Here is a 23,308-nt window from a genome sequence, read left to right on the forward strand (position 1 = left end):
TGGATTAATTTAATTAAACAACTTCCTTAGCTCGCTGGGCGTCATGCCCGTCCAGCGTTTAAAGTTGCGGCGAAAGTTTGTCACATCTGCATAATCAAGCTGTTGCGCAACCTGTTCATTTGAACAACCCCGCTCACTTATATGGATCACCGCTTGCTGCTTTTGTAGCTGATCTTTCAATACTTGCAAACTGGTATTGTGGGCTTTTAACTTCCTTTTTAAAGTCGCTATACTCACACCTAAACTCTCACTGAGCTCGGTTGCAGATTGCTTGGGGTTCAGAGCGAGTAATGAACAAACATACTGTAAAAACCCAACATTCTTTTCTGTATATTTTGATTGCTGAAGATAGAAACCACGCATAGAAGTTAACGCTAAAGTTTGTGGCCGATACATGTAAGTAGTGGGCACACTCACCATAAAACAAGGCTGTGAAAAATGATATTGCAGCTGCAGATGCGATTGATATTGTTCCACATGTTCAGGTTGCGCATAGGGCAGTTTGACTGTCAAATGCGACACCATGTCAAAGCGCCATCGGCATAGCTGGTCAATCACCGCTATTAGAAATTCGGCCATAAACTCCATGCAAGGTGCTGACAACTGAGCTATCGCGGGGTTCACGACAAAATGGCACGCATTTGCGCTACGATAACTTTGAAAGAACATCAATGGCCAAATTTGCGCTTGCCTAACTTGTAAGACTCGGCTCATATCTAACAAATTCCGGCTATTAAGTAGTGCCTGAAAGGCCGCTTCAGGCTGGCTAAATAGCCAATGTCTCGCCACTAAAAAGCTCACGCCATCTTGACTTAGGAGCGTTTGAGCATTGTCAAAAATTTGCGCCACCTGCTTAAAACTCACTCGCTTGTTTGGCTGATGTAAGTCTTCATTAAACAGACGACTGCCTTTGAGTAACTTATGACTACTCACACCTCTTTGTTCAGCCATCTCAATTAAAGGCAGTAATAATGGCTGCATTGCCAAAATAGGGCTGTCACTTTCAAATACCTGCCTCATGCCGCCACCGCTTTGAGTTCATTTAAGCTTTGGCTTAAACGTTGTAACAAGGTGCTGTGATCGTCATCTTTGCGCCCTGCCATACATTGCCATTGCACACCTTCAAAACCCAGTGCGCTATTGTGATTATCATACGGCGTATGACTGGCCACCATTTGCGCCACCTGTTCAATCACGGCATGTGCTTCCACTAAATCAGTATCAGGTAACAACACAATAAACCTATCAGAGGCATAACGGCAGGCCAAATCGGACTCCCGCAAGTTAAGCGTGATGATCTGACCAATATCTGAGAGCAAACTATTGCTTCGCACGCCCCCATATTTACGATTAAATTCACTGAACCCTTTAATATCAAGTAAAGCCATACAAAATCCAGTTCCACTCTCACGGTAAGCGTGTAACTCGCGCGCTACCTGTTTTTTCATATAATCAGCGCGGTACAAACCAGTAATAAAGTCCGTTAAGCCATGCTCACGATAAAAGCGTTCTTTCTTTTGCAGTAGATGATTTAAGACCTGCTGTTCGTGATACCAAAAATACATTGCTAAGCTCATCAGCCCCATTCCTAAAGTCGCAGGAAGCGCTTCTAAACTCGTTAGCCAGTCATATTCAAGATCAAAGCGATAAAATTCATCTAAGAAGTCGAGCAACAAAGAAATATGTAAAGCACTCAAGCCAAGAAACAATAAGTTCGTTACCTTGCCTTTAGGCCGAGTGAGCAAGGTCGCCAGTAACCAAATCAAGGTCATCACCGCGATACCACCCTCACCAAAGCAGTCAATCCAATCTATCTCGCTGGCAGGCTTGGCACTACCAAAAAGGCTCACCATGCATATTGCTGCGGCAATAAACACTCCTAGCAATAGTAATAGTCGCGTGTGAAGTTTTAAAAATGAATCGGTCATAACAGCAAATAAGCGCTTAAAAGTATCACCATGCTACAAAGCTGGCAGGTTTTATCGTAGGGTCACTTTAGCTCATCAAAGGTGATGCGATTATGACAACTCGGCACTTTTCCCCATGTTTTATGGCACTTAAAACAATCATACCAAGATTGTAGGGGGTCATATTGGCTCAATAAGGCAAAAAATACCGACGAAAAACCTCGTTTTAAGCGAATTTTGACTGCTTTGCTTTTGTACTGACATATTTCTTTAATCTGAGTTCTCTACTTTTGCCGTCGTTATCAATAAACCCAAATACTCCTGTGCAAACTGAGAAGAGAAAGATGAAAACACATAAACCGTCTAGATTTACTCGTTCTAAAATCGCATTAGCTACCACTTGTGCATTAATAAGTTCACATGCTTTTGCCAATACCCTTGAAGGTCGTATTACCGATACCAATAATTCGGTGTACTTTGAAGGAGCCAAGATAAGCATAAAAGAATTAAACCGTACCATCAGCTCTGAACGCGATGGTCGATTTCGCTTAACAAACCTGCCTGCTGGTCAATATACCTTGGTCGTGGATTATCTAGGCGCGAAAAGTGTCGAACGTCAAATCATCATCAAAGAGAATGAAGTACTCACTCAACGTATTGCTCTTAAGAACCAAGACGCCTACATCGAAGATGTCATTGTGGTGGGTCAACGCGCAGGACAAGCTGGCGCGCTTAATCGCCAGAAAAATGCCATGGGCGTAAAGTCTATTGTTAGCAGCGACTCAATAGGTCAGCTTCCTGACCAAAATGCGGCTGAAGCGTTACAGCGTTTACCCGGTATGTTTATTCAACGCGACCAAGGCGAAGGCCGATTTGTTGGCATTCGTGGTATCGACCCCAGTTTGAATAATGTCACCATCAATGGCGCAAATGTGCCCTCACCAGAATCTGGTGTTCGTAGTGTCGCCATGGATGTGATCCCAAGCGAGCTGGTGCAAAGCCTTGAAGTCAGTAAAACCGTTACCCCAGATATGGATGCCAGTGCCATCGGTGGCAGCATCGAAGTCAAAAGCTTAAGTGCCTTTGACCGTGAAGGTCAAAGCTACAGCGTGAGTGCACAAGCCACTTACAACGAACAAGTTGAAGCCACCAGCCCTAAGCTCTCTGCCAGCTTTACCGACGTTTATACCCTTAACAAACAGTTTGATCTGGGTATAGCCACAGCCCTATCTTGGTCTGAACGAGAATTTGGCTCGCACAATATGGAGACCGATGGTGGCTGGCAAATGCTCGAGCTTGAAACCGACAATGGTGAAGAAGTAGAACTATTTGGTGCTGAAGAAATTGAACAACGTCACTATAAGATTAAACGAGAACGACTAGGTGCAGCCCTAAACCTTGATTTGCACAGCAATGATTTCAGCAAATACTACCTGCGCACACTGTATAGCGAGTTCTCAGATGATGAGTTCCGTCTGCGCAATGAGTATAAGTTTGATAAAGGTGAATTAGTCTCAGGTCAATTTAACGATTCAAGCGCACAATTTAGTGGCGCAGAAATGGATCGTGACACCAAAGACAGATATGAGTCGCAAACTATTTTGTCATTAGTCACGGGGGCCGAACACCAACTCAGCGATTGGTTTGTGGAGTATAGCATCGGGTATTCCAAGTCTTCTGAAGAAGAGCCCAATCGCATTGATGCTGATTTTGCGGGAGAAGACTTTACACTCGGCTACAGCCACTTAGGCCATGCGCCTGCCCTGACACAATCAGCCAATGCCCACCAGCTCGAAAACTTCGAATTAGATGAGTTAGTTTGGGAAAACAACAATACCGAAGATGAAAGCCTGAGTTTAAAGCTAGATCTAAGCAAAGACTTTACCTTAGCTGGCTACAACACCCAGCTCAAATTTGGGGCGAAATATGCGCAACGTGAGAAATTCAATGATGTGAGCTCGACAGTGTTCGATGGTGGCTTTAATGATGCCACAGCTGCGCAATTTGCTGCGCCATCGCCCGATTGGTCACTCAGTGCTTTTGGCCCGGGTTTATCTCGTTCTGAGATTGCACGATTTGTCGCAACCAACCGTGCTGAGTTTGACGTTAATCAATTAGATTCTGATATCGAAACAAAAGGCAAAAGCTTTACCAGCAACGAAGATATTTTTGCCGCTTACGCCATGTTCACTATCGATATGGGTGCTTGGCAGGTGATCACCGGCCTGCGCTATGAAGCGACTGATTACAGCACATCAGGTAACAAAGTAGAGCTAATTAAAGACGAAGTAAACGATGATGAGCTTGTTGAGATTAACCCTTGGGCAGTTGATAAAGACTACAGTCATTTATTACCGAATTTAACTGTTCGCTACGATATTAATGACAAACTCGTGACGCGATTTGCGTACACCAGCACCCTAGCTAGACCGGGCTTCTCAGATTCTGCGGCATTTCAAATCATTGAATCAGAAACCACCGAAGAAGATGGTCAGATTGAAACCGAGCGTAAGGCTGAAGTCGGTAATCCGCATTTAGACCCATATGAATCGACGAACCTTGACTGGTCTATTGAATACTACCCGGGTCATATTGGCGTAATTTCAGCTGGCGTATTCTACAAAGACATAGATAACTTTATCACCACTGAAGAAGTGCAAGATAACGGACAGTGGGATGGCTTTAAAGAAGTGATGCAAGCAGTCAATGGGGGGGATGCCAGTCTCTCAGGCGTTGAGCTTGCTTATACAAAGAACTTCAAAAATGGCCTGATGTTGTCAGCAAACGGGACTTTTATTGATGCCGACGATAAGCTACCAAACCAGTCTGACACCGTTGCGAATTTAATGTTCGGCTATGAAAGCGACCATTTTAGTACGCGTTTAAGCGCAAGCTATAAAAGCAAAAGCTTCTCTCATGAAGATAACGATGCCCGCGTGATGCAAGACGCACACACTCAGTTAGATTTCAGCGCCAAGTACTATTTTAATGACCAAACGCAGATCTACTTCAATGCAGTCAACCTAACTGATGAGCCTTACTACCTTTACCACGGTCAGAGTCAATATAACTATCAATACGAAACCTATGGTCGCTCGTTTGAGCTGGGCTTCACATTGACCTCTTTTTAAATTTTAACTTTATGGAGCCGCAAGTAAAAAGCTTGCGGCAGCAGTATGAAAAAGTCTCAGTTAACCTCACTCATCACAGCCACTTTGCTTACGGTCGGTTGTAGCTCAGTCGCGTTACACGCTCAAGACACACAGCAAAATATCGCCTTTTTAGCCTTTGGAGATGGCGGCTACCATGTCGATTACCCAAAACAAAAGCACATTGATAAACCGAAAACAAAAGAGGAGTTTATCGCCGCAGAAAAAGCCGACTGGCTTGCTGAGCACCGCCCGATTGACGAATTTGGCCATGCACCTATTTATATTTATCCCGGTACAAATATAGCCACAGAGCAAGGCGGTGCGTTACCTGTCGGCAAAGCCATGGCTGAATTTTGTAAGACCGCAGAGTGTCAGTTTGGCATTCAGTTGGGCGACAACATTTATCCCGACGGCGCCGATGCCAAAGATGGTAAAGACGATCAACAACGTATGAACGATCTGATCAAAGCACCATTACAGCCTCTATTTGATCAAAAACCAGATCTTGTAGTTTACTCTGCGCTCGGTAATCACGATTGGAAAACCTCTCGTAAAGGCGTTGCATTGCAAACTGAATGGATGAAAACACAGCCTAACTTTTACATGGCTGAGCGCGGCTATTACAGCTATAAAAAAGGCTCGCCTGGTAATGATGTGGAGTTTTTTGTACTCGACACCAATATGTTGCTGTCGGGCCAACACTTCTATGAAGTGCCACTGCTGCCTGATGGTTCAGAGCAAGGACTCGCCTCAGCTTTGGCATCCGGTGCTGCCAGCGTGGAAGATATTGAAAAACATGAAGAGCCTGTAAATGGAGAAGATCACAAGCAACTTGCTTGGCTTGCCAAAGGCTTAAAAAACTCAACAGCTAAATGGAAAATTGTCTATGGCCACCATATTTTATGGTCAATCGGCGGCACCAAATACGATGAAGGCCATGTCTTGCGACGTTTAATTTTGCCAGAGTTGTGCCAGTACGCAGATGCTTACATTGCAGGTCATGAGCACGACTTAGAGCTACTGACCGATGACTGCTCACGCGTACTGCCGGATAATAGTACACCCAAGCTACCACTTATTATCAGTGGTGCTGCGTCGAAAATGCGCGGTACACATACCCCCTTTGCTGAACAACAAGAAAAACGCTACCCAGAATATGACTTAGTGTGGTCGAAGAGTTTTACCTGGGGCTTTGCCCATATCGAGCTAGATAATCATACGGATGAACTGAAAGTTCAATTTTACTCAACGCCCATTGATGGCAGTGGCAAACCAGTAAAAGAGCAAGGTTTTAGCTTCAAGCATCGAAGTGACTAACCCTTTATTTAAGTAATAAGCGCACACAAAAAAGCCAGTGTAAACACTGGCTTTTCATTTAAATTACGAGAGATAATTACTGCTGTATACGACGTATACTTAAGTTATCACCACCATTACTACTCACTTGCTGAACTAGGCTAACGCCTGCAACATCCAGAACATGGAGCGTTTCCATGGTATGCGCTGTTTCTGAGTCTTTAGATGTCTCCTCAGCTAACACATAGAAATGTTCACCAATTTGACCACCGTTATGATCTATATCCGCACTGAATAGGCTATAAGCTTTGCTGCCAGATTGCGTTTCAAGTGACCCCGTCGAGCCTGTGCCTGGCATAATTGCAATGTACGACACTACTTCTGTAGTATGCCCTTCGTTAAGTGTATCTTGCTCGAAAAATGCAGCTTTAAAGCCGGTATTTGAGATGTCTTTCACACGGGTTGCAATGGTATGGCCGCCTTCATAAGTTTGCACTTGTAAGAATACATAGGGGTTATTGGCAAAACTTTCTGCAAAGTTAATATCTTTAAACGTTTTAGTACCATCTAATTCGAAACTCCCCACTTCAAATACAGTACCATCAGTCATCGTATAACGACCTTGTTCAAGAGCCATGTAGTCAAATGATTCTTTCCAAGGATGTACTTGATCTAAGTAATTCCACTCCTTAAAAGCAACGTCAAACGAATTTGGCGCGACATTCCTCACACGGTTCACCCCACCGTGACCACCATTAAATGTGGGAGCTGAGGTAAATACAGCTGGGGCATAAAAGTTGGTATCACCGAAGCTATAGTTACGCCAATTATGATCCAAATCTTTAAAAATACTATTTGAGATCAGTGTGATTTTGTTATCTAACGCACAAGGGTCTTGGCTATAACACGCCACTGCACTGTTGGTATTGGTAGCTAAATCATTGATACGAAGCGGTAATGTCGCAACTAAGCAAGTACCACCAGTGTGAGGGTTAAGCTTATAAAGCTTAGATTGGTTCTTATGACCATGATCATTAATGACAGTACGACTGATCATCATATCGCCATTTTGCGCCAAAGTAGCACCAGTCACAGCGATAAGGTTATGATCTGACAACTTACTCATGCTGTAATTTTCTGGGTCTGTACGGTCTATCAAATAAACCGAACTAGAAGTCACTAAGTGCAGATCACCATCTTTAAACACTAAATCGCCACGATATTGGCCATCGGCGTTATCAAAATGCATTAGCGCAGTTGCGCTGCCATCTAATTTATTGATGCTATACAATTTGTCATAACTATTGGCTATGAGCTGATCATTTTCAGCATCATACGCCATACCAATCACAGATTTTGTTGTACCATTTATTCTGTGGTGTGTTTTAGTTGCAAAGTCATAATAAGCAAGTCTGCTATATTTAAATCGATCGCCCTGAACCGGAATTTGCGCAAGTACTTCTTCTGGAGCGTCAAGCTCACTCAAATCCACTTTATATTCAAAAGGGATTGGTGAAGACGCATAGTACATACGGTTTAATGTTGAATCATACGCCATAGCGGCTGAGCTAAATTCGGCCATTGAAAGCGCTTTAGCTGTTTTATCTTGCTCTTGCAGGCTAAATAAAACACCTGGAGCACCGCGACCAGAGTTAATAGAAAATAGTTCACCTTCACAGCTATTAGCTTCAACTTGAGTAGCCAGTGTTGTTGCTGAGAACGCAAAAATAGAAAGAAAAGTGTGTGGCATCTTTAGCATAATTAGAACCCTAATTCATATCCTAATAAAAAATGACACAAAGAAATGACACATGTGTTCCGATTTATGTGGGCCTTAATCCGTAAAGGTAGATGCTTCCATTATAACTTTGTAACCTTGTTAGAATATGCCAACATCACTGACCAGATGCAAATATTTTATTAATGTAAATAATTAAGTGGTCGTATTCAGAGGTTAAACGGTTTTTAACTTCTCTCTTCATTCACCGATATCATGATATTGCAATAACTCAGGTTGCGCTAAAACAGCAGCTTTGATGGCTTTATCTAATCGCTGAAGAAGTGTTTTCGGCACACTCTTATTACATGCATACCCAAGCTTTGATTCTAGTAAAGGGAGTAACAAACGATAATTCTGTGGGTCTATTTTTGCGCGCTTAAATTGGTAACGCGCAATCGCATCACCATATGCAATCAAATCAACCCGCTTGTAATCAACCATTCTTACTAGCTCAAGGCCTGTTTTCAAATAAACAAATTGAGATTCAGGGATCCCAAAATCCAATAAAGACTGATGACCAATATCGTTTTTAACAACACCAAAAGTTAATGTTTTATCTCGTTTTAACTGCTCAATCGAGATGCCACTATTTTTATGTGCAATCACAGCAACCGTGTTGGGTATCACCAAACCTACAAAATTAAATAACTTTGCTCGAGATTCTGTATAAGTCATCGAAAATACACAGCTGTTTTCTTGTTGCTGTACCGCCTTATAAGCACGCGGCCATGGGGTTAGCATGATATTTGACGCATTCATATGCCAATCAAGGTTTTGATACGCAGTGCGGAGCACATTAAAAGCTAGACCATGTAACTGACCTTGGCTTTGATAATTGAAAGGTGGGTAATCTTCAGTATACCACTGAATATTTGGCGAAGATAATTGTAGGCTTGTAGACAGTATGAGTGCATTGAGCAACAGACCTGACATACACCTTTCTCTATAAATTTAACAATAAGAAAAGTATAGGGCATACTTCTGAATAAAGTATATATCGGCCAAACTAGATGGCATTTTTATTTATTAATCTTTAGCTATCGTAGTAAAAAACCAACAATACTAAGAACTAGATTGATAGAAATAAAAATAAAAGGAAAGAGTTGTTGGAATAAATATAGAAGCCCAACCGTAAACATTTAAAATTTAAACATTTACGGTTGGGTGTGAGTCAGCCTGTAAGCCGGGTTCTGTCCCTCTTGCGAGGTGATAATCATTCGTCTAGGTCTAGCATTGCTACTAGGCTCAAGCAACCTACCCGGTTCCGATGTGGGCCACACCATAAGGAACCCTATTTGGTCTTGCTCCGGGTGGAGTTTACCTTGCAACCAACTGTTACCAGTGGCCCGGTGCGCTCTTACCGCACCCTTTCACCCTTACCAACCGAAGTTGGCGGTCTCCTCTCTGCTGCACTTGTCGTAGGCTCACGCCTCCCAGCCGTTAGCTGGCACCCTGCCCTGTGGAGCCCGGACTTTCCTCCCCCTGATCATTTTCGTCACAGGCAGCGATTATCCGGCTGACTCAGGCGGGCGATTATACGCAAGATGCAGTAAAATCACACGCTTTTTTGCGGTTAATCTTCTTTATCAGCAATTACTGCTTTATATAGCGCATTTTTCTTCAGACCAAAGTACTCAGCAACCACACCACAGGCTTTTTTCAGTGGCATTTCAGGCTCCAGTAAACTCAGCATTTTACGTGCATCGGCTGGTATTTCGTCTTGTTGTTTGGCCTTGCCAGGTAGCATTAACACGAGCTCGCCACGCTGCTTCTCTGGTTCATTGGTCAAATACTCAATTAACTCACCCACCGAGCCACTAAAGAAAGTTTCATATGTTTTAGTCAGTTCTTTCGCAAACACCACATGTTGCTCTGCACCTAACGCAGTTTGCAGGTCTTCAAGACTAGCCATGATGCGGTGAGTGCTTTCATACATGATGCTGGTAATACCACTTTCAAATGCATCGACAAAGAATTGCTGACGGGCTTGGCTTTTCGCCGGTGTAAAACCAATAAACTGGAATCTATCTGTCGGTAAGCCCGAACAGCACAATGCTGTGATCGCTGCACATGCACCAGGTACAGGCGTAACATCAGCTCCCTCGTTACGACATAAATTCACAACCGCATAACCGGGGTCGCTAATAAGCGGTGTGCCCGCGTCTGACACTAGTGCAATATCAAGCCCTTCGTTTAGCCAATCTAAAATCTGCTGTGCTTTTTGTTTTTCGTTATGATCATGCAGCGCAAAAGTTTTTGCTTTGATATTGAAATGACTCAATAGCTTACCCGTATGACGGGTATCTTCAGCGGCAATTAAGTCAACCTCTGCTAAAGTTGTTAAAGCACGCTCACTGATATCGGCCAAGTTGCCGATCGGCGTTGCGACCACGTAAAGGGTACCAATTTTGTCTGTATTCTGTGCTTTTGTCATTGAGCTCTCCAGTTTCAGTCAGTAAGATATCCCTTTGAGGAATGTTTATCGTTAGGAAGTTGCGGTGCGACTGAAAGTAATTTGTCTTGTAATAGGTGTATTGTCGGGTTTATCGGCGTGTAGTACAACCGAAAAATCACCAGCTCAACCCCGTGCTGTGCAGAATCAGCCGCAAACTCAAGCACCTGAACTCCTCAATGCAGAAGGACTACTGAACAAAGCTCGAGCCAAGCAAGGAGCTTCTCGTATTCAGTTACTTTATAGTGCCCGAGAAAATGCCATAAAAGAGCAAAACTGGCCTATTTTAGAACAAGCCTGCCTCGCATTAGAACGAAACGAAACTGTCGATTATGTACAAAATAAACTTTATATCGCACTAGCAAGAACAGAGCTCAATAATTACAGCACAGCACTCAACATTCTTAAAACTTTAAAAGAACGACTGTCTCTACCTGAGCATAAAGCGTGGCATCAGTATCTAATGGGCCGTATTTATGCTTCTCAAGGTATGCCTAAAAAAGCGCTTACCTATTATTTTAAAGCGGCCGATTTAAGCTTCACTGATAAAGTAGAAGTGGCAAATTTAAATGATGAAATCTGGCAAGCACTGCAACAGCTTTCATCTTATGCGCTAGAGCGCTTCGACCGAGGTACAGTGGTCCAAAGGGGCTGGGTAAAATTAGCAAAATACCAACAAATTTATATCGGTTCTGGTATACAACTTCATCAAGCGCTTAATAATTGGCAGCGTCGCTTTGTTAATCACCCAGCAACTTACATCTTGCCCAAGAAAGTTCAAAACGCGGTAAATCTTGCCCCCTATCAGGCAAAACGTATCGCTGTACTACTACCCCAAAGTGGCAGTAGCAAACGGCTGGGCAGCGCCCTAAAAAATGGGTTCTTAGCAGCAATGGATCACAGTGAGATTACAGAAATCACTTTTATTGACGAGCAACTCAGTGCTGAAGACATAGACAGGCAACTCGCCTCTCAACAATTTGACTTCATCATTGGTCCGTTACTTAAAGACAACATCGAAAAAGTGAGTAACAGCAGCGCCATCCAAAGCACACCAACACTTCATTTAAATACTTCAGAAACCCCTAGCTTAGCAGGTGAACAATACTTTTTTGCCCTAAATCCTGAGCATGAAGTCGAACAAGCTATGGTGCATTTCTTATCGCAGAAATTTCAAAAGCCTATGTTATTGGCACCAGATACACTATCAGGCTTAAGACTCGTAAATCATTTCAAAAATGAATGGCAAAACTATAGTCTGATTGAACCAGAAGTAGGTCTATATACTGATAGCAAAGATATGGCGAAAGTCGTAGCTAACTTACTTGAGGTAGACGCTTCTAAAGAGCGGATCAAAGCTGTAAAAAGCCTATTCAGAAAAGAGGTAGAGAGTGAAACGCGTTCTCGCATGGATATTGATGTCATCTACATTCTGGGCGATGCCATCGAAACACGTTTATTGAAGCCTTATCTTGACGTCAATGTCAGTACTTTTGCCAAACGCATTCCTCTATACGCAAGCTCAAGAAGCTACTCTAAGCGTATGGATCACACTGACAAAGGCGACCTTGAAGGCTTATTCTTTACTGAGCAGCCTTGGATGCTAAACAAATCAGTTGATAAGTTTAATCTCAGAGCACAATACGATGCACTCTGGCCTGAACAAGCAGATATAGAGCAGCGCTTATTTGCCATGGCCTTTGACGCCGTTCACCTTATCCCTGAACTAAAACAATTAGCTAAGATCCCTGGTAAAGCTTACTCTGGCCTAACAGGTAAACTCAGCATTAAAAATAATAATACCGTTGAAAGGCGATTAAACTGGGCACAATACAAACAAAAACAAATTCAACTGGTGCAACTTGAAGAACAAAAACCAACACCGCTGTTTATGCAAAATCATAATCGCTTCCAAGAAAGCTTAAGGGATTAATTCAATATTAAATAAGGGATTGTATGCTAAAAGGATTGTTTGCCAATACGCGTGCCAAAGGCATGCACTACGAGCAACTAGCAGAGCAATATTTACAGGCGCGAGGGTTAAGAGCCGTTGCTCGTAATTATAATTGCAAATATGGTGAGATAGACCTCATCATGGAAGATCAAAGCACCCTAGTTTTTATTGAAGTCAAATATAGAAAAAGCCAAAGCTACGGTGGCGCTATTGCAGCTTTAAGCCGGTCTAAGCTTCAAAAGCTGCAGAGAAGTATTTATCATTACTTAGAGTGCAAAAAGCTAAAGAATTTACCTATACGAATAGACTTTATTGCTATCGAAGGGGTTAGTTCAGATAATATAAAGTGGATTAAAAACATATATTAATTATGCAAGAATCAATAAAAACAATTTTTACTGAGAGTATTCAAGCACAAATCGCTGCAGGTGAAGTCCTTCCTGATGTTCTTGAAGCTGCAGCCATGACAATCGTGCAAGGTTTAATTAATGGCAATAAAGTAATCTGCTGCGGTGAGTCTAGCTGTAATATGCTTGCTGAGCACTTTGCTGGTCTGCTTATAAACCACTATGAGACAGAGCGACCTTGCCTTCCTGCTATCGCTTTATCACAAAATCATATTCACTTAGACATGCACAATACGGAGCATGATAGCGACAAGTTTTCGCGTCAAGTTCGTGCCTTTGCACAACAGGGCGATCTACTAGTTGTCTTTGCTATTGATGGCAATGAAAAAAATATTATTTCTGCAGTAGAAGCAGCGCTTACCAAAGACATGAAAGTCATTGCGCTAGTAGGTGATGAAGGAGGCGAGTTAATTGGCCTACTCGGCCCCAATGATGTTGAAATATTGACGCCAAGTAAGCGCCCCAGTCGTATTATTGAGTCACACTTATTCAATGTGCACTGTCTTAGTCAATTAATTGATAACACCTTGTTCCCTCAGGATGATCAGTAATGCCATTTAAACACCTAGCAATTATAACCATTCTTACACTCCTTCAAGGCTGTGCTGCTGCCGTTGTAGCTGGTACAGCGGGTGCTGTATCTGCAGCTAATGATAGGCGCACTATAGGCTCGCAAATAGACGATAACAACATTGAAATTAAAGCTACCTTAGCGCTTAAAAGGGTACCGAACCTAAGCGAGCAAGCTAATATCAGTGTCGTCAGTGTCAATGGCACCATTTTACTTGTTGGCCAAGTACCTTCTAATAATCTAATGTCACAAGCTGCACAAGCTGTCAGGAATGCCGTTACCGTCAAGAATATCCATAACCAATTGCGCATTGGTACACGCATTGGCATCGCCACACAAACCCACGACACCTGGCTAACTTCAAAAGTAAAAACCAAACTACTCACAGCAGAGACCATCACAGGTAATAACATCAAAGTGGTCACAGAAAACAGCGAAGTCTTCTTAATGGGCTTAGTATCAGAAGAAGAAGCTGATATGGCGGTTGAAATCGCTCGTCATGTCAACGGTGTAAAAAGAGTCATCAAAGCTTTTGAATATTTATAGTGCAAAAGGTTACCGACTGCGAACGAAGTGAGTACGGTTCTTTTGCGCAAGGTGAACTGATTTCGTGATGAAGTCACGCTAATCACCTCCGATTGTGAGTTTACGTGCAAAGGGTTAATGATAAGTACGTAGCACTTCATTTCCTTTGCGCAAGAATGGTGTAAAAGGTTACCGACTGCGAACGAAGTGAGTACGGTTCTTTTACGCAAGGTGAATTGATTTCGTGATGAAGTCACGCTAAACACCTTAACATGTGTCCCTAATGTATGATTCAGAACTTTGTAATCAGCATATATCTACCTTCTACAGCTCCATTAGCTCACTCCCTCACTACTCCAGACCTCAACATTTTTTTGAATGGTTCATTTCACCTTGCGCAAACAGCGCGTGCTTCGCACGCTAGTTTGCACCGCAATAAAAAACCCGCCGAAGCGGGTTTTTTAAAATACAAATAAGTGCTTTAAAGCACTTATTTCACAACGCGAAGATGCGCGCCTTTTTTCTTTTCAGGCTCTTTAGGCTTCTCTTCAGTGGCTTCAATAACTTCTTCAGATTCAACCTGCGGCTCTTCTTCATACTCAGGAAAAGTTTCTTGAGTAAAAACGGTACCTTCACCGTTCTCACGCGCATATATTGCCAGTACAGCGCCCATAGGCACATACACCTGAATAGGCTGACCAGAAAAGCGGGCATTAAAGCTTAGCTGCTGGTTATCCATATCAAAGTGGGTCACTGCACTAGGACTAATGTTTAAAACAATTTGACCATCTTGTACAAACTGCGTTGGTACTTGAACAGCTGGATATTCAGCGTTCACGACCAAGTGCGGCGTGCATTCATTATCGACAATCCAATCGTAAAACGCTCTGAGCAAATATGGGCGATTTGGCGTCATTATGCTCTAATCTCGCGCTCAGCTTCTGTTAAAGAAGCTTGGAATGAATCACGCTCAAATAAACGAAGCATGTATTCTTTAAGCTCTTTTGCACCTGCACCATTAAGGTCGATACCCATTTCAGGTAGACGCCATAATAGTGGTGCTAGATAACAATCTACTAGGCTGAACTCTTCACTCATGAAGTAAGGAGCTTCAGTAAAGATTGGCGCAATTGCAAGAAGGGCTTCAGTTAACTCTTTACGAGCCTGATCTGCATCGCTGCCACCTTGCTTGATTTTAGCTGCTAATGTATACCAATCAGTTTCGATACGGTGCATCATTAGACGGCTACGACCACGCATTACTGGGTATACAGGCATTAATGGTGGGTGCGGGAAACGCTCATCTAAATATTCCATGATGATGTTCGCTTCATATAAACCAAGCTCACGGTCGATCAATGTCGGTACTGTGCCATATGGGTTTATTTCGTGAAGCGCTTCAGGCAGGTTATCTTTTTCTGCTAAGTGAATATCTACACTCACACCTTTTTCGGCTAAAACGATACGTACTTGATGGCTATACATACAGTTAGCACCTGAGAAAAGCGTCATTACAGGGCGCTTATTGGCAGCTACGGCCATGCCTACCTCCATTAAAATTACAATAAGTAATAAATCATTATAAACAGTAATAGGGGCATGCGCCCCTATTACAAAATTACTTTAAAAATGCACCACTGTATTAGTGAACATCTCTCCAGTACTCTTTCTTCAAGAAGAAGGCCAAGATAAATAAGATTACTAAAAATCCTAATACCTTATAACCTAGCGCTTCTGATTTTAAGCGAGTTGGTTCACCAACATAAGCCATAAAGTTCGTTAAGTCACGCACTGCTTGATCATACTCATCAGCACTCATCTCACCAGAACCATCTGTTGTGATTTCAACTACTTTTTGAACTTTAACACCGTGTTCTTCAACCTCTTCAAAACGTGCAGTTGGCACACCTTGAAGTTCTTGAAGTACGTGTGGCATACCCACTGAAGGGAATACTGAGTTGTTTACACCAAACGGACGGCTTTCATCTACATAGAAAGACTTCAGGTAAGTGTAAATCCAATCAGCGCCACGTACACGTGCAACTAGTGTTAAATCTGGCGGTGGAGCACCAAACCAAGTTGCAGCATCTTCGATCTTGATTGCATTATTGATATGACTACCAACTTTAGAACCATCGAAGATAAGCGTTTCTTGACCGATCTCTACAGGAATACCGATATCACGGAAAGTACGCTCATAACGCTGATACTGCATTTGGTGACAACCAAGACAGTAGTTCATGAACAACTTAGCACCGCGCTGTAAAGACGCATTGTCAGTTAAGTCATGGTTTGACTCAAGTAGTGGTACCGAAGGACCTGCAGCCATTGCAAAAGTAGGCAGCAATGCGAATAAACCAATAATTAGCTTCTTCATCATTTCGTTAACCTCTCAGGCAATGGTTTAGTCTGCTCATTCTTCGAGTATACGAATAGCAATACGAAGAACATGAAGTAAGTTACAGTCGTAATTCTCGATAGTACTGTAGACAAATCAGTCTGAGGTGTCGCACCAGCCCAACCTAGGATGATGAATGTCACTACGAACTGAGCAATGTTTAGCTTGTGCCACTTACTACGGTAACGAATTGAACGCACCTTGCCACGATCTAACCACGGTAGTAATGCCAGTAGTACGATCGATGCACCCATTGCAATTACACCCATTAGCTTATCAGGGATAGCACGTAGGATTGCGTAGAATGGCGTAAAGTACCAAACAGGGAAGATATGCTCTGGTGTCTTCAGCGGGTTAGCTGCTTCAAAGTTTGGCGCTTCTAGGAAGAAACCACCCATCTCTGGTGCAAAGAAAACAACCCAACAGAAGAAGATTAAGAAACCAGCTACACCTAATACATCTTTAACTGTGTAATAAGGGTGGAACGGGATTGCATCGACAATGTCTTTCTTGTTTGTGTAATATTCATGGAATTGGAACTTAGGCTTATCTTCTTCAGCCACAGAACCTTTCTTACGCTTAATATCAACACCGTCAGGGTTGTTTGAACCCACTTCGTGAAGCGCAACAATGTGAAGGAATACTAGAATAACGAGTACAAGTGGTAGTGCAATTACGTGTAGTGCAAAGAAACGGTTAAGCGTCGCACCAGAGATTACGTAGTCACCACGGATCCACTGAGTTAGATCATCACCAATTACCGGAATCGCACCGAATAGTGAAATGATTACCTGAGCACCCCAGAATGACATCTGACCCCAAGGTAGTAAGTAACCCATGAACGCTTCAGCCATTAATGCTAAGAAAATTAGCATACCGAATAGCCATAGAAGTTCACGTGGTTTTTGGTACGAGCCATAGATCATACCGCGGAACATGTGTAAATACACAACCACGAAGAATGCCGAGGCACCCGTTGAGTGCATGTATCTCAATAACCAACCGTATTCAACATCACGCATGATGTATTCGATTGAAGCAAATGCGCCTTCAGCTGAAGGAACATAGCTCATTGTTAGCCAGATACCAGTTAAAATTTGGTTAACTAGTACTAAAATAGCTAAAGAACCAAATAAGTACCAGAAGTTAAAGTTTTTTGGCGCAGGATATTGCGCGATGTGCATGTTCCAAACACGTGTCATTGGGATGCGGTCATCAATCCAGTTGATGACGTTACCAACAACACCTGTTGAAGCGTTATCTTGTTTACCAGCCATTATGCAACCTCTTCTTCACCAACCAAAATGGTTGTATCATCAATAAAGGTGTAAGGTGGGATTTCTAAGTTTAGAGGTGCAGGCACCGCTTGGAATACTCGGCCAGCCATGTCGAACTTAGAACCGTGACAAGGACAGAAGAAACCTGATTCAGTACCTTCAACGAACTCACCGAAGCCGCCATTAAAAAAGCTTGGTGAACAGCCTAGGTGAGTACAAATACCAACCGCCACGAAAATTTCAGGGCGCTTAGAACGGTATTCATTCTTAGCTGAATCTAATTGTTGAGGCTCTTCAGATTGCGGATCACGAAGTTGACCTTCGTGAGCTTTCATCTGCTCAAGCATTTTTGGCGTACGATTGATAACCCATACAGGCTTACCTCGCCACTCAACACGAATTAATTGTCCAGGCTCAAGTTTGCTGATATCTACTTCTACAGGCGCACCCGCAGATTTAGCTCGCTCACTTGGATTCCAAGACGCAATAAAAGGAACAGCAGCTCCAGCCGCACCAACACCACCTACAACAGAGGTAGCTATGGTCAAAAAGCGACGTCGGCTGTTGTCTACAGGCGCATTGCTCATCCACTTATCTCCACTATGATCCTCAACACTTGCTATATTGAGAACATCAGTTACAGCAGGTTAAATTAAGAAACTACAAAATAGACGCGATCATAAATAATTACCTTGATGAAAACAAGGTTATTACCCGTATCAAGACTAATAAAGCATGGATTTTACTACCCATTTTAGTCGTAGCCTCGAAAGCTAGTTAGTTATGATAACGTTTTTATAACCACAATATACTGACCAAGATCAACCCCATCTATGAGGAGACGAGGGTACCCAAAAGGGCATCAAACCTTACTCACTTTACTTGCCCAGCAATTGTAGCAAAAAAAAGCGCTGATTTATCGTCAGATCTTCACTAATTACAATAAATATTGAAAATATTAGGTAAACAATAAGTCGAACACAGATTGTTTGACGTGGGTTGGGATAGGAAATGAAAAATATTTGGACTTTTAAAACAAAAAACCCAGCATAAGCTGGGTTTTTGAATTCTTGTAAACGTAAAAAATTAACGCTTCGAGAATTGAGTGTTCTTACGTGCTTTCTTAAGACCCACTTTCTTACGCTCAACTTTACGAGCGTCGCGAGTAACAAAGCCAGCTTTACGTAGAGTAGGACGTAGTGACTCGTCAAACTCCATAAGCGCACGAGTGATACCGTGACGGATAGCACCAGCTTGACCAGTTGAACCACCACCAGCAACAGTGATGTATAGGTCAAACTTTTCAGTCATTTCAACTAGCTCTAGAGGCTGACGAACAACCATGCGAGAAGTTTCACGACCGAAGTATTCTTCGATAGAACGTTGATTGATTACGATGTTGCCAGTACCTGGGCGTAAGAATACGCGAGCACTTGAACTTTTACGACGACCTGTACCGTAGTATTGATTTGCCATGAGTTAGCTCCTTAAATGTCCAGTACTTGAGGCTGTTGAGCTGCGTGAGCGTGCTCAGAACCTGCGTATACTTTTAGTTTGCGGTACATTTCACGACCTAGAGGGCCTTTTGGTAACATACCTTTAACTGCTTTTTCGATAATCATTTCAGGCTTTTTAGCTTGAAGCTTATCGAAAGTGATAGACTTAAGGCCACCTGGGAAACCAGAGTGAGCATAGTACACTTTGTCAGTTGTTTTGTTACCAGTAACAGTAACTTTCTCAGCGTTGATTACGATGATGTAATCACCAGTGTCAACATGAGGTGTGTACTCAGCTTTATGCTTACCGCGTAGGCGACGAGCGATTTCAGTAGCAATACGACCTAAAGTTTTACCTTCAGCGTCAACTACGTACCAGTCACGTTTTACAGATTCTGGCTTAGCAACAAACGTTTTCATTAAATAAAATCCAATGTTTCAAATTAAAACCACAGGTAACAAAAAGTTACCGCTTTACTATGAGTGCTTGAACCCCTTCGAGTTTAAGACTTTTATGCCGCTCAAATCGGTGGCTAAGCCGACGAGGGCTATAGAACGCAACGTGGCAGGCCGCGGATTATAGCAACACAGAAGAGGCTTTTCCAGTGTGCGACTGTTTTTTCTACAAAAAAAATAATCGCGTTGATTTGAGCGAGAAACTTATACCAATCCTCTTAATTAAGTAATCTATTTTTAGGCAAGTAAAACTTGTCGATAGCAAGGCGATAATTTTGCTATTTAGTTGTTCTAAATAAGCAATTATTCAACGAAGCTAGCATCAGTTTTAGTACCTCAAACATGATTAAGTATTATTGAGGGTTGGTATTCATTTAGGCGATATGTTCTCTTGCGAGGTATTCGTGCGACTGCATCTCTTGTAAACGACTGATACAGCGCCTAAATTCAAAATTAAGTGTGCCATCGGTATATAACTCTGTGATCGGTGCGGCGGCTGAGATAATAAGCGTTACATTACGCTCATAGAATTCATCAACCAAAGCGATAAAACGTCTGGCAGCATCATCATTCTGCTGTCCCATCTGTTTTACATTAGAAAGGATCACAGTGTTGTATATACGACTGATCTCCATATAGTCTACTTGTGAACGCGCCGTTTCACAAATTTGTGTGAAATCGAACATCACAATACTATCGGCAACTTTTCGGGTTTTGATCAAGCGCCCTTCGATTTCGATAGCTTCATCAAGTTTGCCCGGTTCAGGTGAGAGCTTATCAAAATACTCAAACAAGTTTTTATCTGCTTGTGCATCGAGCGGGCTGTGGAAGATTTCGGCTTGCTCTAACGTTCTCAAGCGATAGTCAATGCCAGAATCGACGTTGACGACTTCAGTATTTTCTTTAACTAGGGCAATGGCAGGTAAGAAACGAGCACGCTGAAGGCCATTTCGATATAGCTCATCAGGAACAATATTAGAGGTCGCGACTAAAATAATATCACGTGCAAAGAGCGCCTGCATTAAGCCACCCAGCAACATGGCATCGGTAATATCTTGAACAAAAAACTCATCAAAACAAATGATGTCTGTTTCTTTTTTTAAAATATCGGCCACAGTCTCCAGTGGATCTTTTACTTCCTTTAGCTTTTTAAGCTCATCATGTACACGATGCATGAAACGGTGAAAATGCACTCGCATTTTCCTATCTGTTGGTAATGCCTCATAAAAGGTGTCAACTAAGTATGTTTTACCGCGTCCTACGCCGCCCCAAAAGTAAAGGCCAGTAATTTTTTGCTGTGGCTGTCGATTAAATAAGCGAGAAAAGAAACCTTGGGGCTGTTCAGGTTGATTCACGATATCATCGTACAAACGCTGTAAATGCTTTACTGCGTTTTCTTGTGCCGCATCATATTGAAAGTCATCTCGTTGTAGGTCTTGTTGATATTTTTCCCAAGGTGTCATCATTTTTCACAAACTAAACGTTTTTATTTGAGGCATATATTAACACGCATCAAAACTCCGCGTATATTTAGCTGATAGTTTGAATTACATTTTTTATTACGTAGCCGAATAATTGCTACACTTATAGAGCGCGTATTTTTAAGGAGACTCTCTATGACAACATTTGCTTGGTTAGGATTAATTGTGGTAGTTGCTATTGCTGCATTTTTCTTAGGTTCAATGATCACCAAGAAACAACTTAAGCATGACGATTTGGAGCAACAAGTACAATCTGCAAAGCACGAATTAGAGCAATACCGCCAAGAAGTAGCAGATCACCTTGCAAGCACTAAGAAGTTAATGACTAAAATGCAAGACAGTTACTCTCAGCTTCTGATCCATGTCGAAGAAACAGATAAAGCACTACTAAATGTTAAACCTGCTATGCCTGATGAACCTTTCTTCTCAAAAGAGACCACGGAGCAACTACAAGCTTCGTTACAAAGCCGCCCTGAGCGCCGCCGTGAAGCGAAAAATGATACATTGTCAGCGCAACCAAGCGATTATGCTGAAGGTGAAACAGGTATTTTCTCAGGCGAGAGCTCAGAAGTTGAGCAATCAAAAGTCTCTTGATGAACTTTTTTTAGCCCCCATAGTCAGTAAGTACAGTTACCAAAAATGACGAACAGGTAAGAAAGCAAAAAGTTTACTTACCTATCATCAATGATATATGCCCGGTTTTTTAATGATTAAAAGAAAATGGGCGTTATTACTTTTCGGAGTACTTATTGACTATGAAACTAAAACTATCGTTATTATCTGCTGCTATTTTTTCAACAGCCCTTTTCCTTTCTCCTACAGCAGTTGAAGCCAAACTCCCTGTCGCGGTCGATGGCCAGTCTTTACCTACCCTTGCGCCAATGCTAGAACGCGTTACACCTGGGGTTGTGAGTATTCGTGTATCAGGCGCAAAAGAGGTTCGCCGTCGTGTCGACCCTTTTGACTACTTCTTTGGTAACCCTCAACCTCGTAACCAAAAGCGCCCTTTTAGTGGGTTAGGTTCTGGTGTCATTATTGATGCCAATGAAGGGTACGTAGTAACAAACAGCCATGTTATCGACGAAGCCGACAAAATTATCGTTACTTTGAAAGATGGGCGAGAATTTGATGCCAAACTGGTTGGTCGCGATAAAGAATCTGATATCGCATTGCTAGAAATCGACGCGGACAACCTCACAGAGGTGAAACTGGCTAATTCTGACAAGCTACGAGTCGGTGACTTCTCAGTTGCCATCGGTAACCCGTTCGGCCTAAGCCATACTGTAACATCAGGTATTGTAAGTGCTCTTGGCCGAAGCGGCTTGAATATCGAAGGCTATGAAGACTTCATTCAAACCGACGCGGCTATTAACCAAGGTAACTCAGGTGGCGCTTTGGTAAACTTAAACGGTGAGCTAATCGGCATTAATACTGCCATTCTTGGCGCTTCGGGCGGTAATGTCGGTATCGGTTTTGCCATCCCTTCTAATATGATGAAGAACCTCGTTGATCAAATAATCGAATTTGGACAAGTACGCCGAGGCTCTTTAGGTATTATTGGCCGTACACTAGATGCAGGCCTAGCAAAAGCGCAAGATTTAGAAGTTCAGCAAGGTGCCTTTGTTATGCAAATAGTAAAAGACTCAGCGGCAAACGAAGCCGGTATTAAAGCCAATGATGTGATTGTCAGTCTGAATGGTGATGAGATCCAAAGTTTCGAAGAGCTTAGAGGCAAAATCGCCACCATAGGTGAAGGTAGAACCATTGAGCTAGGTGTATTCCGCGACGGTAGAAAACGTACCATTGAAGTGACACTTAAAGGCCAAGGCGAGCTGCAAGCTCAAGCAGATAAAGTACACCCGATGCTACGCGGTGCTGTGCTGGAAAGTGGCGAGCGTAACGGCAACCAAGGTGTCATTGTCTCTAGTATCGAAGAACGCTCACCAGCTCTGCGAGTTGGCCTTGAAGAAGGTGATGTGATCATGCAAGTGAACCGTCAGCGCGTTAAGAACATTCGCGATATGAGCAACTTAATCGAAGACATTCAAGGCAACATCGTATTGGGTATTAAACGCGGGAGAGACTCTGTGTTTATTCTAATTCAATAACCTGTTTTAAGTTTTAGCTAAAAAAAATGCAGCGTCTTATTGTCGCTG

The 23,308-nt window shown here is 42.6% G+C and carries 21 protein-coding genes and 1 other RNA gene; 8 read left to right on the forward strand and 14 right to left on the reverse strand.

Annotated features, from left to right (window positions below):
- Positions 1 to 9: 9 nt before the first annotated feature.
- Both ABMY35_RS01505 and ABMY35_RS01510 read right to left on the reverse strand, forming a co-directional pair.
- On the reverse strand, positions 10 to 1,020 hold the full coding sequence (locus tag ABMY35_RS01505) for an AraC family transcriptional regulator ligand-binding domain-containing protein (RefSeq protein ID WP_349284736.1): 1,011 nt from the start codon (positions 1,018 to 1,020) through the stop codon (positions 10 to 12).
- Positions 1,017 to 1,928, reverse strand: coding sequence for a GGDEF domain-containing protein (locus ABMY35_RS01510; protein WP_349284737.1), 912 nt, complete (start codon positions 1,926 to 1,928; stop codon positions 1,017 to 1,019). The genes ABMY35_RS01505 and ABMY35_RS01510 overlap by 4 nt, the downstream gene beginning before the upstream one ends.
- A gap of 323 nt (positions 1,929 to 2,251) precedes the next feature.
- On the opposite strand from ABMY35_RS01510, the gene ABMY35_RS01515 reads away from it, so the two are divergent.
- Positions 2,252 to 5,038 carry a TonB-dependent receptor gene (locus tag ABMY35_RS01515; protein ID WP_349284738.1) on the forward strand — a complete coding sequence of 929 codons (2,787 nt, stop codon included), beginning with the start codon at positions 2,252 to 2,254 and terminating at the stop codon, positions 5,036 to 5,038.
- Between the two features lie 45 nt (positions 5,039 to 5,083).
- Positions 5,084 to 6,376: a metallophosphoesterase gene (locus tag ABMY35_RS01520; protein WP_349284739.1), complete on the forward strand. Its 1,293-nt coding sequence runs from the start codon at positions 5,084 to 5,086 to the stop codon at positions 6,374 to 6,376.
- A 76-nt stretch (positions 6,377 to 6,452) separates the two neighbouring features.
- Here the strand turns inward: ABMY35_RS01520 and ABMY35_RS01525 are convergent, their stop codons facing one another.
- From ABMY35_RS01525 to rsmI, 4 genes are all read right to left on the reverse strand, one after another.
- On the reverse strand, positions 6,453 to 8,114 hold the full coding sequence (locus ABMY35_RS01525) for an H-type lectin domain-containing protein (protein ID WP_349284740.1): 1,662 nt from the start codon (positions 8,112 to 8,114) through the stop codon (positions 6,453 to 6,455).
- A gap of 219 nt (positions 8,115 to 8,333) precedes the next feature.
- Entirely contained in the window at positions 8,334 to 9,068 is a 735-nt protein-coding gene (locus ABMY35_RS01530) for a transporter substrate-binding domain-containing protein (RefSeq protein ID WP_349284741.1), read from the reverse strand.
- Positions 9,069 to 9,298: 230 nt separating this feature from the next.
- An RNA gene (gene rnpB / locus ABMY35_RS01535) (RNase P RNA component class A) lies at positions 9,299 to 9,659 on the reverse strand.
- A gap of 49 nt (positions 9,660 to 9,708) precedes the next feature.
- Complete coding sequence (gene rsmI, locus ABMY35_RS01540) at positions 9,709 to 10,569, reverse strand: 16S rRNA (cytidine(1402)-2'-O)-methyltransferase (RefSeq protein WP_349284742.1); 861 nt, start codon at positions 10,567 to 10,569, stop codon at positions 9,709 to 9,711.
- A gap of 64 nt (positions 10,570 to 10,633) precedes the next feature.
- Here rsmI and ABMY35_RS01545 point away from each other — a divergent pair, with 64 nt between their 5' ends.
- Genes ABMY35_RS01545 through dolP form a run of 4 tightly spaced genes read left to right on the forward strand, consistent with a single transcriptional unit; the run spans position 10,634 to position 14,065 of the window.
- Positions 10,634 to 12,520 carry a penicillin-binding protein activator gene (locus ABMY35_RS01545; RefSeq protein WP_349284743.1) on the forward strand — a complete coding sequence of 629 codons (1,887 nt, stop codon included), beginning with the start codon at positions 10,634 to 10,636 and terminating at the stop codon, positions 12,518 to 12,520.
- Between the two features lie 23 nt (positions 12,521 to 12,543).
- Complete coding sequence (locus ABMY35_RS01550; RefSeq protein ID WP_138481517.1) at positions 12,544 to 12,909, forward strand: YraN family protein; 366 nt, start codon at positions 12,544 to 12,546, stop codon at positions 12,907 to 12,909.
- Between the two features lie 2 nt (positions 12,910 to 12,911).
- A complete protein-coding gene (locus ABMY35_RS01555) occupies positions 12,912 to 13,499 on the forward strand; it encodes an SIS domain-containing protein (RefSeq protein ID WP_349284744.1) in 588 nt (195 codons plus the stop codon).
- Positions 13,499 to 14,065 (forward strand): division/outer membrane stress-associated lipid-binding lipoprotein, encoded by a 567-nt coding sequence (gene dolP, locus ABMY35_RS01560; protein WP_349284745.1) that lies wholly within the window; start codon positions 13,499 to 13,501, stop codon positions 14,063 to 14,065. Before ABMY35_RS01555 ends, dolP begins: the two co-directional genes overlap by 1 nt.
- Positions 14,066 to 14,534: 469 nt before the next feature.
- Here dolP and ABMY35_RS01565 read toward each other — a convergent pair whose 3' ends face one another.
- From ABMY35_RS01565 to zapE, 8 genes are all read right to left on the reverse strand, one after another.
- Positions 14,535 to 14,960, reverse strand: a complete 426-nt coding sequence (locus ABMY35_RS01565; protein ID WP_349284746.1) for a ClpXP protease specificity-enhancing factor — start codon at positions 14,958 to 14,960, stop codon at positions 14,535 to 14,537.
- Positions 14,960 to 15,586, reverse strand: coding sequence for a stringent starvation protein SspA (sspA, locus tag ABMY35_RS01570; protein ID WP_058028619.1), 627 nt, complete (start codon positions 15,584 to 15,586; stop codon positions 14,960 to 14,962). Before sspA ends, ABMY35_RS01565 begins: the two co-directional genes overlap by 1 nt.
- A gap of 100 nt (positions 15,587 to 15,686) precedes the next feature.
- Positions 15,687 to 16,424 carry a cytochrome c1 gene (locus tag ABMY35_RS01575; RefSeq protein ID WP_058028618.1) on the reverse strand — a complete coding sequence of 246 codons (738 nt, stop codon included), beginning with the start codon at positions 16,422 to 16,424 and terminating at the stop codon, positions 15,687 to 15,689.
- Positions 16,421 to 17,719 (reverse strand): cytochrome bc complex cytochrome b subunit, encoded by a 1,299-nt coding sequence (locus tag ABMY35_RS01580; RefSeq protein WP_130255570.1) that lies wholly within the window; start codon positions 17,717 to 17,719, stop codon positions 16,421 to 16,423. The genes ABMY35_RS01575 and ABMY35_RS01580 overlap by 4 nt, the downstream gene beginning before the upstream one ends.
- Positions 17,719 to 18,306, reverse strand: coding sequence for a ubiquinol-cytochrome c reductase iron-sulfur subunit (gene petA, locus ABMY35_RS01585; RefSeq protein WP_138481527.1), 588 nt, complete (start codon positions 18,304 to 18,306; stop codon positions 17,719 to 17,721). The genes ABMY35_RS01580 and petA overlap by 1 nt, the downstream gene beginning before the upstream one ends.
- A gap of 499 nt (positions 18,307 to 18,805) precedes the next feature.
- Entirely contained in the window at positions 18,806 to 19,195 is a 390-nt protein-coding gene (gene rpsI, locus ABMY35_RS01590) for a 30S ribosomal protein S9 (RefSeq protein WP_058028615.1), read from the reverse strand.
- 11 nt (positions 19,196 to 19,206) lie between these two features.
- Entirely contained in the window at positions 19,207 to 19,635 is a 429-nt protein-coding gene (rplM, locus tag ABMY35_RS01595) for a 50S ribosomal protein L13 (RefSeq protein ID WP_058028614.1), read from the reverse strand.
- 410 nt (positions 19,636 to 20,045) lie between these two features.
- On the reverse strand, positions 20,046 to 21,134 hold the full coding sequence (gene zapE / locus ABMY35_RS01600; protein WP_349284821.1) for a cell division protein ZapE: 1,089 nt from the start codon (positions 21,132 to 21,134) through the stop codon (positions 20,046 to 20,048).
- Positions 21,135 to 21,287: 153 nt separating this feature from the next.
- On the opposite strand from zapE, the gene ABMY35_RS01605 reads away from it, so the two are divergent.
- On the forward strand, positions 21,288 to 21,746 hold the full coding sequence (locus ABMY35_RS01605) for a YhcB family protein (RefSeq protein ID WP_349284747.1): 459 nt from the start codon (positions 21,288 to 21,290) through the stop codon (positions 21,744 to 21,746).
- Between the two features lie 161 nt (positions 21,747 to 21,907).
- Positions 21,908 to 23,260, forward strand: coding sequence for a Do family serine endopeptidase (locus ABMY35_RS01610; protein ID WP_349284748.1), 1,353 nt, complete (start codon positions 21,908 to 21,910; stop codon positions 23,258 to 23,260).
- The last annotated feature ends 48 nt before the right edge of the window (positions 23,261 to 23,308 follow it).

Origin of the sequence: Pseudoalteromonas sp. BZB3 (genome assembly GCF_040104455.1) — a bacterium.
Taxonomy (GTDB): Bacteria; Pseudomonadota; Gammaproteobacteria; order Enterobacterales; family Alteromonadaceae; genus Pseudoalteromonas.

Excerpts from the sequence above, each read along its gene's own strand:
- ABMY35_RS01505 (WP_349284736.1), bottom strand. The coding sequence starts at position 1,020 with ATGAGGCAGGTATTTGAAAGTGACAGCCCTATTTTGGCAATGCAGCCA.
- ABMY35_RS01510 (WP_349284737.1), bottom strand. The coding sequence starts at position 1,928 with ATGACCGATTCATTTTTAAAACTTCACACGCGACTATTACTATTGCTA.
- ABMY35_RS01515 (WP_349284738.1), top strand. The coding sequence starts at position 2,252 with ATGAAAACACATAAACCGTCTAGATTTACTCGTTCTAAAATCGCATTA.
- ABMY35_RS01520 (WP_349284739.1), top strand. The coding sequence starts at position 5,084 with ATGAAAAAGTCTCAGTTAACCTCACTCATCACAGCCACTTTGCTTACG.
- ABMY35_RS01525 (WP_349284740.1), bottom strand. The coding sequence starts at position 8,114 with ATGCTAAAGATGCCACACACTTTTCTTTCTATTTTTGCGTTCTCAGCA.
- ABMY35_RS01530 (WP_349284741.1), bottom strand. The coding sequence starts at position 9,068 with ATGTCAGGTCTGTTGCTCAATGCACTCATACTGTCTACAAGCCTACAA.
- rsmI (WP_349284742.1), bottom strand. The coding sequence starts at position 10,569 with ATGACAAAAGCACAGAATACAGACAAAATTGGTACCCTTTACGTGGTC.
- ABMY35_RS01550 (WP_138481517.1), top strand. The coding sequence starts at position 12,544 with ATGCTAAAAGGATTGTTTGCCAATACGCGTGCCAAAGGCATGCACTAC.
- ABMY35_RS01555 (WP_349284744.1), top strand. The coding sequence starts at position 12,912 with ATGCAAGAATCAATAAAAACAATTTTTACTGAGAGTATTCAAGCACAA.
- dolP (WP_349284745.1), top strand. The coding sequence starts at position 13,499 with ATGCCATTTAAACACCTAGCAATTATAACCATTCTTACACTCCTTCAA.
- ABMY35_RS01565 (WP_349284746.1), bottom strand. The coding sequence starts at position 14,960 with ATGACGCCAAATCGCCCATATTTGCTCAGAGCGTTTTACGATTGGATT.
- sspA (WP_058028619.1), bottom strand. The coding sequence starts at position 15,586 with ATGGCCGTAGCTGCCAATAAGCGCCCTGTAATGACGCTTTTCTCAGGT.
- ABMY35_RS01575 (WP_058028618.1), bottom strand. The coding sequence starts at position 16,424 with ATGATGAAGAAGCTAATTATTGGTTTATTCGCATTGCTGCCTACTTTT.
- ABMY35_RS01580 (WP_130255570.1), bottom strand. The coding sequence starts at position 17,719 with ATGGCTGGTAAACAAGATAACGCTTCAACAGGTGTTGTTGGTAACGTC.
- petA (WP_138481527.1), bottom strand. The coding sequence starts at position 18,306 with ATGAGCAATGCGCCTGTAGACAACAGCCGACGTCGCTTTTTGACCATA.
- rpsI (WP_058028615.1), bottom strand. The coding sequence starts at position 19,195 with ATGGCAAATCAATACTACGGTACAGGTCGTCGTAAAAGTTCAAGTGCT.
- rplM (WP_058028614.1), bottom strand. The coding sequence starts at position 19,635 with ATGAAAACGTTTGTTGCTAAGCCAGAATCTGTAAAACGTGACTGGTAC.
- zapE (WP_349284821.1), bottom strand. The coding sequence starts at position 21,134 with ATGACACCTTGGGAAAAATATCAACAAGACCTACAACGAGATGACTTT.
- ABMY35_RS01605 (WP_349284747.1), top strand. The coding sequence starts at position 21,288 with ATGACAACATTTGCTTGGTTAGGATTAATTGTGGTAGTTGCTATTGCT.
- ABMY35_RS01610 (WP_349284748.1), top strand. The coding sequence starts at position 21,908 with ATGAAACTAAAACTATCGTTATTATCTGCTGCTATTTTTTCAACAGCC.